This is a genomic window from Erwinia sp. JH02, assembly GCF_013074405.1.
Classification (GTDB): domain Bacteria; phylum Pseudomonadota; class Gammaproteobacteria; order Enterobacterales; family Enterobacteriaceae; genus Erwinia; species Erwinia rhapontici.
Genome location: NZ_JABANZ010000003.1, coordinates 161,659 through 179,073 on the forward strand (window position 1 = coordinate 161,659; position 17,415 = coordinate 179,073).

At 56.9% G+C, this 17,415-nt stretch carries 13 protein-coding genes; 8 read left to right on the top strand and 5 right to left on the bottom strand.

From position 1 onward, the window contains the following. Position 1 precedes the first annotated feature (1 nt). Positions 2 to 1,687 carry a nitrate/nitrite two-component system sensor histidine kinase NarQ gene (gene narQ, locus HHI26_RS09735; RefSeq protein ID WP_171148986.1) on the bottom strand — a complete coding sequence of 562 codons (1,686 nt, stop codon included), beginning with the start codon at positions 1,685 to 1,687 and terminating at the stop codon, positions 2 to 4. 251 nt (positions 1,688 to 1,938) lie between these two features. Between narQ and HHI26_RS09740 the strand changes: the two genes are divergently transcribed. The 4 genes from HHI26_RS09740 to HHI26_RS09755 all read left to right on the top strand — a co-directional run bounded on the left by HHI26_RS09740 (position 1,939) and on the right by HHI26_RS09755 (position 6,339). After that, positions 1,939 to 2,214, top strand: coding sequence for a YdgH/BhsA/McbA-like domain containing protein (locus HHI26_RS09740; protein WP_133845967.1), 276 nt, complete (start codon positions 1,939 to 1,941; stop codon positions 2,212 to 2,214). A gap of 351 nt (positions 2,215 to 2,565) precedes the next feature. Beyond that, positions 2,566 to 4,014 carry an L-asparagine permease gene (gene ansP / locus HHI26_RS09745; RefSeq protein ID WP_133845922.1) on the top strand — a complete coding sequence of 483 codons (1,449 nt, stop codon included), beginning with the start codon at positions 2,566 to 2,568 and terminating at the stop codon, positions 4,012 to 4,014. Between the two features lie 506 nt (positions 4,015 to 4,520). Beyond that, positions 4,521 to 5,102 carry a GDP-mannose pyrophosphatase NudK gene (gene nudK / locus HHI26_RS09750; protein ID WP_159336142.1) on the top strand — a complete coding sequence of 194 codons (582 nt, stop codon included), beginning with the start codon at positions 4,521 to 4,523 and terminating at the stop codon, positions 5,100 to 5,102. Positions 5,103 to 5,244: 142 nt separating this feature from the next. Further along, on the top strand, positions 5,245 to 6,339 hold the full coding sequence (locus HHI26_RS09755; protein WP_133845924.1) for a DUF1176 domain-containing protein: 1,095 nt from the start codon (positions 5,245 to 5,247) through the stop codon (positions 6,337 to 6,339). 174 nt (positions 6,340 to 6,513) lie between these two features. Here the strand turns inward: HHI26_RS09755 and HHI26_RS09760 are convergent, their stop codons facing one another. After that, positions 6,514 to 7,296: a MipA/OmpV family protein gene (locus HHI26_RS09760; protein WP_171148987.1), complete on the bottom strand. Its 783-nt coding sequence runs from the start codon at positions 7,294 to 7,296 to the stop codon at positions 6,514 to 6,516. Positions 7,297 to 7,417: 121 nt separating this feature from the next. Between HHI26_RS09760 and HHI26_RS09765 the strand changes: the two genes are divergently transcribed. From HHI26_RS09765 to HHI26_RS09780, 4 genes are all read left to right on the top strand, one after another. Next, entirely contained in the window at positions 7,418 to 8,113 is a 696-nt protein-coding gene (locus tag HHI26_RS09765) for a response regulator (protein ID WP_133845926.1), read from the top strand. Continuing rightward, entirely contained in the window at positions 8,110 to 9,306 is a 1,197-nt protein-coding gene (locus tag HHI26_RS09770; protein WP_171148988.1) for an ATP-binding protein, read from the top strand. The genes HHI26_RS09765 and HHI26_RS09770 overlap by 4 nt, the downstream gene beginning before the upstream one ends. 83 nt (positions 9,307 to 9,389) lie before the next feature. Continuing rightward, positions 9,390 to 10,532, top strand: coding sequence for an efflux RND transporter periplasmic adaptor subunit (locus tag HHI26_RS09775; RefSeq protein ID WP_171148989.1), 1,143 nt, complete (start codon positions 9,390 to 9,392; stop codon positions 10,530 to 10,532). Then, entirely contained in the window at positions 10,529 to 13,591 is a 3,063-nt protein-coding gene (locus HHI26_RS09780) for an efflux RND transporter permease subunit (protein WP_171148990.1), read from the top strand. The genes HHI26_RS09775 and HHI26_RS09780 overlap by 4 nt, the downstream gene beginning before the upstream one ends. A 45-nt stretch (positions 13,592 to 13,636) precedes the next feature. Here HHI26_RS09780 and tkt read toward each other — a convergent pair whose 3' ends face one another. The 3 genes from tkt to rpiB form a co-directional block, all read right to left on the bottom strand. After that, the gene (gene tkt / locus HHI26_RS09785) at positions 13,637 to 15,637 is read right to left on the bottom strand and encodes a transketolase (protein ID WP_133845930.1); all 2,001 of its coding nucleotides are present in this window, start codon (positions 15,635 to 15,637) and stop codon (positions 13,637 to 13,639) included. A gap of 67 nt (positions 15,638 to 15,704) precedes the next feature. After that, positions 15,705 to 16,655, bottom strand: coding sequence for a transaldolase (gene tal / locus HHI26_RS09790; protein ID WP_159336148.1), 951 nt, complete (start codon positions 16,653 to 16,655; stop codon positions 15,705 to 15,707). Between the two features lie 281 nt (positions 16,656 to 16,936). Next, entirely contained in the window at positions 16,937 to 17,395 is a 459-nt protein-coding gene (gene rpiB / locus HHI26_RS09795; protein WP_133845932.1) for a ribose 5-phosphate isomerase B, read from the bottom strand. Between the last annotated feature and the right edge of the window lie 20 nt (positions 17,396 to 17,415).

A 17,415-nucleotide genomic window follows, 5' to 3' on the forward strand; every position in this document is an offset into this window, starting at 1 on the left:
CTCATAATTCCTTTCCCGGTCCGCTTTCGGTGAGCGGTGTAAAATGCAATGACACGCAGGTGCCCCCGTTTACACCACGCGTAATCGTTAACTCGCCGTTCAGCAGGGCAGCGCGTTCATGCATAATATTCAGGCCGTAATGCCCCTCCGGCTCTTCGATTGTGGCCATACCCACGCCATTATCGCAGATGGTGAGGGTCACTCCTTCTGTGGGATGATTATCGCCGCTGACACAAATTTCCGTCCCATGAGCATGACGTACCGCATTGAGCAGGGCTTCACGTACGATCTGTAAAACATGAATATGTTGCTGTGCCGGAAGCTGGACATCCAACTGGCACGCCAGTGTAATGGCGGCCGTGCTTTGTGGGCGCAGCGGGGCGATCACCTGTTCCAGTGCCCGCGCCAGGCTGGCAGGCTCAATGCTCAGACGAAAAGTGGTTAACAACTCACGTAGCTGACGGTTAGCCGTGGATAGCGCCTGCTCAAACTCTTCCACGATAGCCCGTTCGCTTGCTGCATCAGCGTTGAGTGCGCGCTTTAACCTGACCAGTTGAATCCGTAAAAAGGTCAGGGATTGCGCCAGCGAGTCATGCAGTTCACGGGCAATCGCCGCCCGCTCTTGCAGCAGCAGCAGGCTTTGTACCTGCTGCTGGGCCTGCCACAGCTCCAGCCCATGGACCAGCAACGAAGCCACACTGTTCATTAGCGGCGACTCGTTTTGATCGGCCTGCCAGCGCAGTTCTCCGCAGATGGGCTGCTGCGGGTGCCGGCGTAACGGCAGCATTTGCCACTGTCTGTCGGCCAGAATGTGACCGACAGACAGTGAGCCAAACTCGGGCGTAGACAAGGCAATGAAACTGAGCTTTTCATGGTCAGACACCAGCTGCAGCGTCTGCAAAAAAGCCTCCTGCCCTTTCACGCTATGGCTGAGCTGCTGCGAACAGGCATACAGCAGGCTGAGACGGCGGTTAGCGCGTGTTAAATCAGCGGTTTTTTCCTCAACGTTCAATGACATTGCCCGCCATGACTTTTCCAGCTCGCCTGACATACGGGTAAATGCCCGCGCCAGTACGCCAAGCTCATTGGGCAGGTGGGTACTGAGCGGGGGCAGATGAAAATCGGTCTGTTCGATCGCCTCGCTGGCGCTGACCAATTGCTGCAACGGCCCAACCACGCTCTGCCGTATACGGCGCAGAATGAGATACACCAGCAGGGCAATCGCCACAAATCCCAGCAGACAGGTCAGGGCAGCCAGGCGCATTTTGCGTTCCGCCCAGTGCTGCAACGCCAGTACGAACCGATCGATTTGCGCCACCTGATGGATCACCTGACCCGGGTTCCCGGCCATCTGAGAGGCGGGATGTTGCGCCGCCATCAGCAGTTCCCGATAGCGCTGACGCACGGTGGCAGGCACATAGAAACGATCCAGCGCCGTGAGGGCAGGTGAGTGTAAGGTGCGCTGATAGTCAGCCATATGCTGCGCATAAAGCGGAGAGTGGGCGGTGACGTCCCAGTTCAGTCGCCAGACCTGCATACGCAGCGACCCCGCCAGATTGACCGCTTCCGCATCGCGCAGGCTGCCGGACAGCATTAATAGCGCCAGGCCGCTTGAGATAACGGAGAGCACGACTATCGCAAACAGGGCGCGGGCGAGGCTGGAGGTCAGTGAGCGTGTGAGGGGCAAAGTAATTATCCTTAATTTAATAAGGGTGATTATAACGTTATGCCATCGTTTACAGAAGGGCTACGCCGGGCGTGTCATGGGCGGTTACATCCCCGGGGTTTTGACATACTCCTTTACGTTTCTTGGCGCGTAAACGCTCTACGTCAACAATGTTTTAATGCCTTTACTGAATGCTCACTCTGCTTTTCATTGAATCGGTAATAATCAATCCCGTCACTACATGATTAATTAACGCATTGAGGAGCATCATGATGAACAAGTCTTTCCCCGCTTTGATTGTGGCGACCTTGCTCGCTGCGACCTCATTTTCAACCCTGGCGGCCACGCAGGTCGATGAAAGCCAGGCGACCAACTTACAAAGCATTGGCACCGTTTCCATTTCAGGCGTCAGAGGCTCGCTGGATGATGCCACTCACCAGTTAGCGAAAAAAGCCGATGCGATGGGTGCCAGCAGTTATCGCGTGATTGGTGTTAATACTCCCGGCGATTCCAGCCAGTGGAGCGGTAACGCCGAGATTTATCGTTAAGACCCGTTTTACCCCAGCCCAGTAATCCCTGTGTAGTCCCCTGTATGTCCCTGTGTAGTTCTTAGTGTTTTCACTGACCGACCGCAAATTGTGGTCGGTTTTTTTATGCGCCATCCGACAAAAATTACAAAAGCTCACGATTTCCAGCGTGGATTTTTTGCGTCAATTAATCAGAACGGTTAGGATGCATCGCCGCGATTTTCCTGCTTGTGTCATGAATAAAACTACAGCAGACAGGCGGATCGACCAGCGATGCATCATGCTACGCAATCGTTTGGTTGGCCTATAAGAATACAGGATGCCCGGGACAGGGTGCCGCATCACATTGTGGACAGGACAACAGGATAGAAAATGAACGCTGAAAAGAAATCTGGCGCTGAAAAACGCGCAGCAAAACGACGTTGGTTAAACTCTCATGATTCTGGCTACCATAAAGCGATGGACAATCGCCACGTTCAGATGATTGCCATCGGTGGTGCGATTGGTACCGGGCTGTTCCTGGGCGCCGGTTCCCGTCTGCAAGCCGCCGGGCCTGCACTGGCCATCGTCTATCTGGTCTGTGGTATATTCTCTTTCTTCATTCTGCGCGCGCTGGGGGAACTGGTATTACACCGCCCATCAAGCGGCAGTTTCGTTTCTTACTCCCGTGAATTCCTCGGTGAAAAAGCCTCTTATGTTGCGGGCTGGATGTATTTCGTCAACTGGGCAATGACCGGTATTGTCGATATCACCGCCGTTGCACTGTATATGCACTACTGGGGCGCATTTGGTGATGTGCCACAGTGGGTGTTTGCCCTCGGTGCGTTAGCCATTGTGGGTACTATGAACATGATCGGCGTGAAGTGGTTTGCCGAGATGGAGTTCTGGTTTGCATTGATTAAAGTGCTGGCGATTGTGATCTTCCTGGTTGTCGGTGTGGTGTTCCTCGGCAGCGGTAAGCCGCTGGATGGTAACGCGACCGGTTTCCACCTGATCAGCGATAACGGCGGCTTCTTCCCGAATGGTCTGATGCCGGCACTGGTATTAGTACAGGGCGTGGTCTTTGCTTTCGCCTCAATTGAACTGGTGGGAACGGCGGCCGGGGAATGTAAAGACCCGAAAACCATGCTGCCAAAAGCGATCAACAGCGTGATCTGGCGTATTGGTTTGTTCTACGTCGGTTCCGTGGTGCTGCTGGTACTGTTGCTGCCGTGGAATGCCTACCAGGCAGGGCAGAGCCCGTTTGTTACCTTCTTCTCTAAGCTGGGTGTGCCTTACGTGGGCAGCATCATGAATATCGTGGTGCTGAGTGCGGCACTGTCCAGTCTGAACTCGGGTCTCTATTCAACAGGGCGTATCTTGCGCTCGATGTCGATGGGCGGATCTGCACCGAAGTTCATGTCTAAAATGAGCGGCCAGCAGGTGCCTTATATGGGTATTCTGGTGACCATCGGTGTTTACATCATTGGTGTTTACCTCAACTACGTGGTCCCTTCACGCGTCTTTGAAATCGTGCTGAACGTGGCCGCGCTGGGTATCCTCTCTTCCTGGGCCTTTATCGTGGTGTGTCAGATGCGTCTGCGCAAAGCGATCAAAGAAGGCAAGGCTGAAGATGTCAGCTTCAAGCTGCCGTGGGCGCCATTTACCTCCTGGTTAACGCTGTTGTTCCTGTTCAGCGTGCTGGTGCTGATGGCGTTCGACTACCCGAACGGCACTTACACTATCGCTGCGATCCCCCTGATTGCCGTGGTGTTGGTCCTTGGCTGGTTTGGCGCGCGTAAGCGTGTTCATGCTCTGGCTCAGGAAGAACAAAACCACTAATCTTAACGGGCGCGGCATGCCACGCCCCTACAATCTCAACGCACGTCGGGGTCAGGTATACCACGGCCCCACAATCTCAACGCGCGTCGGGGGCAGGTATACCACGGCCCCACAATCTCAACGCACGTAGGGGTCAGGCATACCACGGCCCCACAATCTCAACGCACTTAGGGGTCAGGCATGCCACGGCCCCACATCTCAACGCACGTAGGGGTCAGGCATGCCACGGCCCCACAATCTCAACGCACTTAGGGGTCAGGCATGCCACGGCCCCACAATCTCAACGCACGTAGGGGTCAGGCATGCCACGGCCCCACAATCTCAACGCACGTAGGGGTCAGGCATGCCACGGCCCCACAATCTCAACGCACGTCGGGGTCAGGTATACCACGGCCCCACAATCTCAACGCACGTAGGGGTCAGGCATGCCTGACCCGTTTCAGATAGTTTTCCAGGTTATTGCGATCTAAGATAGCAGGCTCCTTAAGCATCACCACGGGGCCTGTATGTCAGCCAAGATCGACGTCATCAAGAATAAAGTTCTGTCCGAGAACTGGTTCGTTCTGCGTAATTTTACCTACGATCTCACCGCCAAAGATGGCACCACCCTGCGTCACAAACGCGAAGTTTACGATCGCGGTAATGGCGCGACCATCCTGTTGTATAACCGCGATAAAAACAGCGTGGTGCTGACGCGTCAGTTTCGTATTGCCACCTGGGTGAATGGCAATCCCAGCGGGATGCTGATTGAGACCTGTGCGGGATTGCTGGACGATGATTCACCAGAAGACTGCATTCGTCGCGAAGCGATTGAAGAAACCGGTTATGTCGTGGGTGACGTGGAAAAGCTGTTCGAGTTGTATATGTCACCGGGCGGCGTCACCGAGATGGTGCATTTCTTTGCCGCTGAGTACAGCGATGCCCGGCGTGAAAACGCGGGTGGCGGGATTGATGACGAAGATATTGATGTGCTGGAAGTCACCTTTCCAGAGGCCTGGGCCATGGTGAAAGATGGCCGCATTAAAGACGGGAAAACCGTTACCCTGTTGCAGCATGCGCTGCTGGTGGGCTGGCTGCATCTTATTTGAATCTGCACGCTCTCCGACAACGGTGACTGTCCGATAAATCCGATTGAGACACTGGCAGGATCTGCGCATGATGAATGCTGTACACGGATTGTCCGTGATGGTGTTTTTTTGCTGGATGACCTAACAGGGACCTCATCGATCAATGTCTTACTGGACGAAATGGTTATGGCTACTCTCGCTCTCTTGTGCGGCTTCTGTGCAGGCGCAGCCGTTACAGAAGACCTTTTCTGACTGGCAGATCACCTGCAATAACCTCAACAGCTGCGAAGTGCGCAGTATTCCGGGAAACAATGGCCTGGCAATGACGCTACAGCGGGATGCGGGCAGCGATGCCCCGGCACAGTTGCGCATGGATTACGGCAACCGTTTCAGCGGCAAGCTGCCCGGCGGCGCATTGCAGGATAACCTGTTGCTGGACGGGCAGCGGTTAAAGCTCGACCTCAAACACTGGGAGGTTGAGCCGCACCATCTGCGCACCACCCACAGCATCTCAATTGATGAATTCCTCGCCCAGGTGATGGATGCAGATACCATTCAACTGCTCTACCGCGCGGATGCGATTATTTCTCTGCATGGCCTGAAAGCCGCGTTATTACTGATGGATGAAGTGCAGGGACGTATTAACAGCACCAGTGCCTGGATCCAGCGCGGTGACCGTGCGGCCAGCAACGTCCCTCCTGCCCCGGTATTGCCGCAGGTCAGCGCACCGCCGCATGCACCTCAGGCGTTAACGCAGGAAGAGTCCACCGGGTTGATTGATTTTGCGACCTGGCGGATTAACAACGACAGCTGCTCGCTCAACCCACTGCGGCGCGAAGTCAGCGTTTCACCGCTCAGTGATGAGAAGGCACTGCTGCTGGTCAGTTGTGAAATGGGGGCTTACAACATTATTGACCTGGCGTTTGAAGTCTCGCGCAGTCAGCCTTATGTGTCGAAAAGCATTACCCTGACGCTGCCGTTTTCTCCGCCGGAGCGCACGGATAATCAGCTGGAGCTGGTGAATGCCGATTTTGATGCAGCACGCGGTGAGCTGCTGACCTTCAGTAAAGATCGTGGCCTGGGCGACTGCGGTGTGGCCACGCGCTGGCAGTATAATGGCCGCCAGTTTGTGCTGGCAGAATATGCGCAGGAAAGTACCTGTGATGCCTGGCACAGCAGCGACCAGTGGCCGATGCTGTATGAGAGTCAAAGCGTTCCGCCACAGCAGAACGCCTCGGTGGAGATGCAGCAGGAGTGATGACACAAACGAACTCCCTGTGCGGCCATTACCTGGCACCATATGCTATCAAGTAATAAACGATGAGATGAACGACAACAATGCCCCCCACAATACACGCCACAAAGCGGATATCGTAATCGGTCAGAAAATTTTCAAACCGTGAGGGGCGGCGTTTCGTTCCCTTCATCGTCACTAAAACGTGTAAGTGATAGCAGCCGTCGCGGTGGCTTCATTTCGACGGAACACAATCGGGCTGTCGGCGCCGTGGTCACTGAGCCAGGTATAGCCCGCCACCAGCGTGGTGCCCCACTGCGGGGTAAACTGATGGCCCCACGTCAGACTGTTTTGTATGCCATACAGCCCGCCGGGTGCAGCGTAGCGGCGGTAACCGCTGCGTGAACTCTGCTGTGTATTGACGCCGTAAAACGTATTCATAGAGCGACTGTCGCCAAACAGCGCGGCGGACTGAAAGGCGAGGGTGTCGCTTTCATTTTGCAGCGGGATCAGGGTCACGGATGTCTGATACTGCACGCCCTGACTGTCACTTAACGGCAGCGTTGCTTTGCCTTCCACAGAGAGCCACGGCGCAATCGTCCAGCCGACGGCCAATGCCGTATTCAGCGTGGCGTCAATATTTCCCATCCCTTTGAGTTTGTCAGACCCGTCGCGCCATGAGGCATTTTTATCCGAACGCCCCAGGCTGTAGCCCAGCGTATGCTCCAGATACAGCCCCGAGTCGGTCTGCAGGTCGTAGCCCAGCCCTTTTTGCGAGTCGAAAAACACCGCGCCATCGCGGGCCTGTATCACCGGCACAAACTGCCACTGGCGCTGGTCGGAACCGCTGTAACGCGGCGCACTGGTTGCCCCGATACCCAGAGTCAGGCTTTTCGGGTCCGGCTCGGCGGCGCGGGCGATAAGACTGATGTTCATGACGGCAAGACAGCTAATGCACAGGGTAAATTTTCTGGTTATCATCGTCGCTCCTCAGCACCGAATCATCACGGCTCATAAGTGGCCGCACATCTGATACCGAATGATGAACAGGCAGTGTCAATTTACTGCCAGGGTTTTATGAAGAAACAGTCAAGGTGATGTCATGCAGATGAAACGCGTACTGATTATTGAGGATGATGCGGATGCGGCTAACGTGCTGGAAGCCTATTTACGCCGGGAGAATTACCATGTCGCTATCGCCAGCGACGGAGTCACCGGGCTGGATTTGTCGCAGAGCTGGAAGCCGGACCTGATCCTGCTTGATATCATGCTGCCTGGGATGAATGGCACAGAGGTGCTGGCCGCCGTGCGCCGTAAAGGGGATATTCCGGTGATCATGGTCTCCGCGATGGGGGATACACCGGATAAAATTGGCGCACTGCGCTATGGGGCCGATGACTACGTGGTAAAACCGTACAACCCGGGTGAGGTTGTGGCGCGCGTTCAGGCGGTGCTGCGCCGCACATCAAACCTTACGCCACGCAAAGAGATCCTGCGCTGGCAGGGGCTGGAGGTTGATGTTGAGTCACTCACCGCCGTTGTCAGAGACGGGGCGGGCAAGGTGACCGGACTGGAACTCACCCCGACCGAACTCTCATTGCTCACCACACTGATGCAGTCCCAGACCTATCCCTTTTCCCGTCAGCTGCTGCTGGAGCGCTGTCTTCCCGAGAGCGAAGCACTGGAGCGCGTGGTCGATACGCATATGTATAACCTGCGTAAAAAGCTGGAAAATGCGGGCATTGCGGATGTCTTGCATAACGTGCGTGGCGTGGGTTACCGGTTCAGACAGCCATGAGCCAGCAAAAAAAACAGAGCCTGTGGCGCTGGATTTGCATGAGGATCCTGGCGCTGGCGATGGGGTCAGTCGTCTTGATCGCTTTATGCATGTGGCTGCGTTTTGTGATTCAGAAATACTGGGTACTCCATCATATGCCAGCCTCTCAGCGCGCGGAGCTGGCTGTCCTGTTTCAACATCCGGAGCGGGATATTGCCCGTTTTCACCAACTGGTCGATGCTGGCTGGGGCATCAGTTATTCGATGCCGGATATCGGCTCATCGGACTGGCTGATGCTGGCGGCGTTAATTGTGATCGCGTTGCCGATCATTATGATCTTCGGGCTGCGTGTCGCGCGGCCGCTGTCCGAACAGTTCAGTCGCCTGGCAGCGGCCGCACGATCGGTGGCTCGCGGTGATTTTGGTACGCGGGCAGGGACGGTGGAAAACGCCCCCGCGGAACTCGCGCAGTTTACCCACGATTTTAATCTTATGTCTCAGCAGCTTGAACGTTACGATCGTGAGCTGCGCACCTCCCATGTCGCCATGGCTCACGAGCTGCGTTCGCCTCTGACGGCTGCAATCGGACGCCTTCAGGGCATGATAGACGGCGTATTTGAGCCGGACCCGACCCAGCTGAACATGGTGATGAAACAGCTTCAGCACCTGAACCGTCTGACGGATGAGCTGCATCTGTTATCGCTTGCCGATGCCGGGCAACTGTCGTTCAGCCTGAGTACCTTCGATTTGACCGAACTGCTGCGCGAGCGCGTGATATGGATGAAACCGCAGGCGGAAGGGACTGGGATGAGCATGTCTGTCACGGCGGGCGCGCCTGCGCCTTTTCGCGGGGATCCTTTCCGTCTGGGGCAGGTCTTTACCATTTTGATGGAAAATGCCCTGCGCTATGCGGGCGAAGGCAAGGTGCTGGATATCGATGTTCAGCGCCAGCTTACGGGCTATCTGATCACCTTCCGCGATCGCGGGCCGGGCGTGGAGGCGGAATTTCTGCCGCTGATGTTCGAACGATTTGCCCGGGCTGACTCGTCGCGGGCCCGCCACTCCGGCGGCAGTGGGCTGGGTCTGTCGATAGCCCGGGCAATTTGTGAAGCTTGTGGCGGGCAGCTGGTGGCCTCATTACCAGCGGAAGGCGGGCTGATGATCAGCCTGCATTTACCCTTTGCCACGCCGGAGGTGGGAATAAAAATCGCCTGAATTGACGATTTCTTGATAATACGTGCAGCAAATCTGGACAGTCGCGCGATTGAATAAGGCGATTACCGTTCAGGAATAGTGTTATGACCGATACCTTCACCGATTACGCCCGTCAGATACTGCATCATCTCAACCTCCCGGGGCGGTTATCCCTCTTCTGGCTGTGGCTCATGGCACTGCCCGTCGTGTTTCTCCTTGTTGCCTGTGGCGACAAGGAGAAAACCGCTGCGCCTCTGGCACGTCCGGTGCGCTATGTGGTGGCACCGGCGTCCCTTTCCGGCAGCGTGCAGTCGCAGACCGGGGAGATCCGCGCGCACGATGAAACGACGTTGGCGTTTCGCCTGGATGGACGCATGCTGTCACGCGCCGTGGATGTGGGGGACAAGGTGAAGGCGGGGCAACAGTTGGCGATGCAGGATAACAGCACGGGCCTGAATCAGCTGGGCAGTGCGCGCGCCGATCTTGCCAGCGCCCAGGCGGCGGAGCGGGTGGCAGCACTGAATGTACAGCGGATGACCACGCTGATGCGAACCGGGGCTATCGCCCGGGTTCAGCTGGATACGGCGCGTTCAGACTGGCAGGCTGCTTTATCCAAACGACAGAGCAGCGAAGCGGCGCTTAAAAATGCCCAGGACAGCCTGAGCTGGACGCGCCTGACGGCACCCTCGGACGGCATTATCACCGCGGTCAGCGCCCAGCCGGGGCAGGTCGTCAGTGCCGGACAAGCGGTGTTCACACTCGCTGCGGGCAATGATCGCGATGCGATCTTCGACGTCAGTGATCCGCATGCACTGACGCCAAACAGCGCACTGCCTGTACAGATCTCACTGCTTGCCGATCCCGGTGTGACAAGCCAGGGACATCTGCGTGATATCAGCCCGCAGGCCGACCCACAAACGCGTACCTGGCGCGTGCGCGTGACGCTGGAGAATCCTCCGGAAAGCATGGCGCTGGGGGCCAGTGTGCAGGCAGCGTGGCGGCAGGAGGGGCAACGCAGCATCGCACTGCCGGCGTCCGCATTGACCCGGCTGGGGGATAAGCCCGCCGTTTTCGTGGTGGACAGTACCCACCTCCGCGTGCTGCTACGTCCGGTCACCCTGGGGAACTCTGACGTGAACAGCATTGCGGTAACGGCGGGTATCCTGCCGGGAGAACGGGTGGTGACGGCAGGCGTCAGTAAACTGCGTGACGGTGAAAAAGTGACGCTGCTGGAGGAGGGCCAATGACCCCGCACATTCCGACATCGCGTTTCAATCTCTCCACCTGGGCCTTACAGCATCAGCCGCTGATCGTCTTTTTCATGCTGCTGGTGATGGCGGCCGGTATCTTCAGCTATGAACAACTGCCGCGCAATGAAGACCCGGCGTTTACCATCAAAACCGCCGTGGTATCGGCGTCCTGGCCGGGTGCGGATGTGAAAGATACGGTCAATCTGGTCACGGATACCCTGGAGAAGAAACTTCAGGAAATTCCTTATCTCGATTATGTCGAGAGTGAAACCCGCGCCGGGCAGGCGGTGATCTCCGTCTATCTGCGCGATGATACGCCCCCTGCCTCAGTGCCTGAGATCTGGTATCAGGTGCGCAAAAAAGTGCAGGATATTACGCCTTCACTTCCCCAGGGCGTGCAGACGCCCCAGGTAAACGACGAGTTTGATGACACGTTTGGCACGATTTACGGTTTCACCGCTGAAGGCTTCTCCCTGCGCGAACTGCGCGACCGGGTTGAAGACATTCGTCGTAACCTGATGTCGCTGCCGGATATCGGCAAAATCACGCTGACGGGTGTGCAGGAAGAGCAAATGGTGATTGCCTTCTCGCCGCGTAAAATGGCGGGGCTGGGGATTGACCTTCAGCAGGTCACCGAGGCCATCCGTGCGCAGAATGCCGTGGTACCCGCCGGGGAAATACGCAGCGACAGGGAGAATATCGCGCTGAGCGTCACGGGGGCACTGGGGTCTGCGCAGAGTCTGCAGGCTGTCGTGCTGCATATCGGCGATCGTTATATTCCCCTTAGCGCGATAGCCACCGTCACCCGACAGGTGGCAGAGCCGCCCGCTGCTGCCTTTCGGGTCAATGGCCAACCTGCCATTGGTCTGGCGATATCCATGGCGGCTACCGGCAACATGATTCATTTTGGTGAGGCGGTGAACCAGCGTATGGCGGCGATTCAGGCCGGGCTGCCGCACGGGATTGAGATGGTCAGGGTGGCTGACCAGAGCGCCGTGGTACAGCAGGCCGTCAGTGGATTTACCCGGGTGCTGACGGAAGCGGTGGTTATCGTGATGGCGGTTTCTTTTCTCTCGCTCGGTATGCGTGCCGGCCTGGTGGTGGCCGCCGCGATCCCGCTGGTGCTGGCGATGACCTTTGTGGGCATGATGCTGGCGGGGATCGGGTTACAGCGCATTTCACTGGGGGCGCTGATTATCGCGCTCGGCCTGCTGGTGGATGATGCGATGATCACCGTGGAAAGCATGGTGTCGCGGCTGGAAGCGGGAGACAGCCGCTGGAAGGCCGCCAGCTACGCGTTTCAAACCACCGCCTTCCCGATGTTGACGGGTACGCTGGTGATGATTGCCGGTTTTATCCCGGTCGGGTTTGCCGCCTCCAGCGCGGGAGAATACTGTTTTTCTCTGTTCGTCGTGGTGACGATCGCGCTGCTCTCTTCCTGGGTCGTGGCTATCCTGTTTTCTCCGCTGATCGGCACCTGGCTGCTGCCCGCCACCCTTAAGTCACATCAGGCCGGGCCGGGTCGGCTGGCGCGCGGGTATCATCGCTTACTGACGCTGGCACTGGGGCACCGGCTGAAAACCGTGGCCGCCGCGCTGACGTTACTGGTGCTGGCAGGGTGGGGAACCACCTTTATGCAGGGAGAGTTTTTTCCGGCGTCCGACCGTCCTGAGCTGCTGGTGAGCCTGACATTACCCGGCAACGCCTCACAGACAGAAACCGAACGCCAGACCGAGCGGCTTGAGCGTGCGCTGCGCGGCAATCCTCACATCGATCGCCTGTCCAGCTATATCGGCACCGGGGCGATCCGTTTTTATCTGCCAATGGATGTATTACTCGATAATGAAAACACTGCCCAGCTGGTGGTGGTGGCGAAGAGTCTCGAAGATCGTGAAGTGCTGCAACAGCAGTTAGAGACGATTCTGTCGGAGGGTTTCAGTGATATCGCTACGCGCGTGTCGCCGCTCGAACTGGGGCCGCCGGTCGGCTGGCCGATAAAGTACCGCGTCAGCGGGCCGGATTATCATCAGGTTCAGTCCATTGCCCGGCAGCTGGCGGCGATCCTTGGCGACAGTACGCTCACCCGTGAAGTGAATCTGACCGCCGGGGAACCGGAGCGCGTCATTACTCTGATTATCAATCAGACGGCGGCACGGGCGGCGGGTGTCTCCTCGGAAAGCGTTGCCACGGCACTGAATACCCTCTGGTCAGGCAGCGTGGTGACGACCGTCCGCGACGGTAACCGGCAGGTGGATGTGATGCTGCGGGCCAATGATCGGGAACGTCAGGACCTGACAACGCTCTCCTCCCTGCAACTGACCACCAGCGGCGGCATGAAGGTGCCCTTAAGTCAGGTGGCAACGCTTCGCTGGGGCATCCAGGATCCGGTGATCTGGCGCCATCAGCGTATGCCGTTCATCACCGTGCAGACTGACCTGGCACCGGGCCTGCGTGCGGAGGGGGTATCGCAACAGTTGGCGGCCTCGGTCACGCAACTGCGAGCGTCGTTACCCCCTGATTACCGGATTGACGAAGGCGGCTCGGTGGCTGAATCGGATAAGGGGAACACCTCGGTGTTTGCCGTCTTGCCGGTGACGTTGTTTGTGATGCTGATCCTGCTGATGATTCAGCTACAGCGTTTCTCGCGAATGCTGTTGGCGCTGCTGATGGCACCCTTTGGGCTGATTGGTATTGTGCTGGCGATGTTACCGACCGGCACGCCGATGGGCTTTGTGGCACTGCTCGGCATGATTGCGCTGGCCGGGATGATTATCCGTAATGCGGTGATTCTGATCGGTGAGGTGGACAGTAACCTTGGGCGGGGGATGGAAAAACAGCCGGCGATTATCGCTGCCGCGCAGCATCGATCTCGCCCGATCATGCTGACCGCCTGTGCGGCAATTCTCGGGATGATCCCGATAGCCGAACAGGTATTCTGGGGGCCGATGGCCTATGCCATCATTGGCGGGTTGCTGGTAGCAACGCTGGTGACACTGACGGTACTGCCTGCCTGTCTCAGCCTGGTGATCAAAGACGATGTGGTGCCGAAAGCATAAAAAAAACCGCCTTGCGGCGGTTTTGTCTTTTTGGCTGGAAAGGAATTAATGCGGTTTGAGCAGCGCCTCGGCATGGCTGACGATGTTTTCCACCGTAAAGCCAAATTCCGGGAACAGCTTCTCGGCCGGGGCCGATTCACCGAAGCCGGTCATCCCGACGATGGCACCGTTCAGGCCAACATATTTGTACCAGTAATCAGCGATACCGGCTTCAACAGCGACACGCGCCGTGACGCCGGAAGGCAGCACGGATTCGCGGTAGGCCGCATCCTGGGCATCGAATAGATCGGTAGACGGCAGCGATACCACGCGCACCTTGTGGCCGCTGGCGCTCAGCTTGTCGGCTGCGCCCAGAGTGATTTCCACTTCGGAACCGGTGGCAATCAGGATCACCTCCGGCGTGCCGTCACTGTCTTTCAGCACGTAACCGCCGCGTGAAATATTGGCCAGCTGCTCTTTAGTACGCTCCGGCTGTGCCAGGTTCTGACGCGACAGGATCAGCGCGGTCGGACCATGATGACGCTCGACGGCATGCTTCCACGCCACGGCGGTTTCCACCTGGTCGCACGGACGCCAGACGCTCATGTTCGGCGTCACGCGCAGGCTGGCAATCTGCTCGACAGGCTGGTGCGTTGGGCCATCTTCGCCCAGACCGATGGAGTCATGGGTATAGACCATAATCTGACGCGCCTTCATCAGCGCGGCCATACGCACCGCATTACGCGCATACTCGACGAACATCAGGAAGGTGGCGGTATACGGGATAAAGCCACCGTGATGCGCCAGGCCATTGGCAATCGCCGTCATCCCGAATTCGCGTACGCCGTAGTGAATATAGTTTCCGGCTTCATCCTCTTTAATCGACTTCGAGCCGGACCAGATGGTCAGGTTACTCGGGGCGAGGTCAGCAGAACCGCCAAGGAACTCTTTCAGCAGCGGCCCGTAGGCCTCCAGCGCGTTTTGCGAGGCTTTACGGCTGGCGATTTTCTGCGGATTAGCCTGCAACTGTTCAATATACTTCTGGGTTTCCGCCTGCCAGTTCTCCGGCATGCCCCCGGTCATACGACGGGTATATTCTGCGGCCAGCTCAGGGTGGGCCGCTTTGTAGGCAGCAAATTTCTCATCCCAGGCTTTTTCCGCTTTGGCCCCGGCGTCTTTCGCATCCCACTGAGCGTAGATCTCTTTCGGAATTTCAAACGGCGGATAATTCCAGCCCAGCGCTTTACGTGTCAGTGCCACTTCTTCATCGCCCAGCGCGGCACCGTGCGCTTCTTCTTTACCGGCTTTGTTCGGTGAACCGAAACCAATTACGGTTTTACAAATCAGCAGCGACGGTTTGTCGGTGACGCTTTGCGCTTCTTTGATGGCGTTGGCAATCGCATCCGGGTTATGGCCGTCGATATCGCGGATCACATGCCAGTGATAGGCTTCAAAGCGTTGTGCGGTATCGTCGGTGAACCAGCCTTCCACTTCACCATCAATCGAGATGCCGTTGTGATCGTAAAAACCGATCAGTTTACCCAGCCCCAGCGTACCCGCCAGTGAGCAGACTTCATGGGAGATACCTTCCATCAGGCAGCCATCGCCCATAAACACGTAGGTGTGGTGATCGACAATTTTATGGTCAGGGCGGTTAAACTGTGCGCCCAGCGTCCGTTCCGCAATCGCCAGACCGACCGCATTCGCCAGGCCCTGGCCCAGCGGTCCGGTGGTGGTTTCCACACCTGGCGTGTAGCCCAACTCCGGGTGACCCGGGGTTTTTGAATGCAGCTGGCGGAAGTTTTTCAGCTCGGACATCGGCAGATCGTAGCCGCTGAGGTGCAGCAGGCTGTAAAGCAGCATCGAGGCGTGGCCGTTAGACAAAATAAAGCGGTCGCGGTCAGCCCAGGCTGGGTTGTTCGGGTTGTGATGCAGGAAATCACGCCACAGGACTTCAGCGATATCGGCCATACCCATTGGCGCACCCGGATGGCCAGATTTGGCTTTTTGCACCGCATCCATACTGAGCGCGCGGATGGCATTTGCCAGTTCTTTACGTGAAGACATTGCTTCCTCCTGGTTGCAAGAGAGCGGATCGTCGATCCGCCCGGGGAGACAGAGATAAGAGGGGGGATTAGAGACGTGCAGCCAGCACGTCTTCCAGTTTCTGCTGGTCAATGGCGAACTGGCGGATACCTTCGGCCAGTTTTTCTACCGCCATCGGGTCCTGATTATGTTCCCAGCGGAATTCCGCTTCAGACAGCGGGGCTGGCTGGTGGAAGCCCTGAGTGGACGGCGTCAGTTTACGTTCGACCGGCGCATTGCTGGCCTGAAGTTCTTCCAGCAGATTCGGTGCGATGGTCAGACGATCGCAGCCCGCCAGGGCCAGGATCTGCTCAACTTTACGGAAGCTGGCACCCATGATCACGGTGTTATAGCGATGCTGCTTATAGTAGTCGTAGATATTGCGTACGGATTTCACACCCGGATCTTCATCCACCACGTACGGGTCGAGCGGTTTACGGCTGTTGTACCAGTCGTAGATGCGGCCAACAAATGGCGAGATCAGGAACACATCGGCTTCGGCGCAGGCACGGGCCTGAGCGAAGGAGAACAGCAGGGTCAGGTTGCACTGAATACCGTTTTTCTCAAGCTCTTCAGCCGCTTTAATACCTTCCCAGGTGGAAGCCAGTTTAATGAGGATGCGTGAACGGTCGATACCGTGTTCTTCATACATTCTCACCAGCTTTTCCGCTTTGGTCACGCACATCCCGCGATCGAAAGAGAGGCGTGCATCCACTTCGGTAGACACGCGGCCAGGAACACTTTTCAGGATCTCCAGACCGAGGTTAACGGCGACCTTATCGCTGGCATTGATAATTTGGGTTTCTTTACTGCCGCCCTGTTTTTTGGCGTACTCGATGGCGTCAGTAATCAGATGTTTGTAGGCGTCGAGGCCGGAGGCTTTCAGGATCAGAGACGGGTTGGTTGTGGCATCTTCCGGATGGTAGTTACGGATGGATTCAATATCGCCACTATCAGCCACCACGGTGGTGAATTGTTTCAGTGCGTCTAGCTGGTTCATCTAAAGCTCCTTGATAAGCAATCTGTGATGCAAGTTTAACCGTGACGCGATTGTTGCGGCTGTTTCTTACAGGCAAGACGCAACAACTGTACCCGACACGGCTGAGTATTCTTAGGCGAAACATTGCATCAGACCCGCGACAATGGGAATGCGTTTTCTCTGATTGTTGCGATGGGTTCGCCCAATGGGCCAGTCTGCTGGCAGCAAAAATAGCACAACGATTAAGTGTAGCAGCTCAGGGAAAACGCGGCGGCGCAGAGGGGGTGCGCCGCACTTAAAGATTACTTTTCGCCGACTTTCTGCTCGTAATAGCTGATTTTCTCGACTTTTTCCGTTGAGCCGCCCCCTTCAAATTCAGCATTTAGCCAGCTATTCACAATACTCCGGGCCAGCTCCGGGCCGATGACGCGTGCGCCCAGTGTCATCACCTGTGCATTGTTACTCTTGCGAGCACGCTCGGCAGAGTAAGTATCGTGACACTGTGCAGCACGGATGCCCGGCACTTTGTTCGCCACAATCGCCATGCCGATCCCGGTTCCGCAAATCAAAATTCCCCGCTGGTGTTTGCCTTCTCGAATGGCGTTGGCCACCGTCCAGGCGACATCCGGATAGAGGGGTCTGCTGGACTGTGCATCATTGCTGTAGTCGCTGACGTCGATATTTTTTTCCTGCAAAAGCTGCTTGATCAGGTTTTTTAATTCCAGTGCCGCATCGTCGGCGCCAATTGCAATAGAAGACATAGGGTTACTCCCGCTGAGAT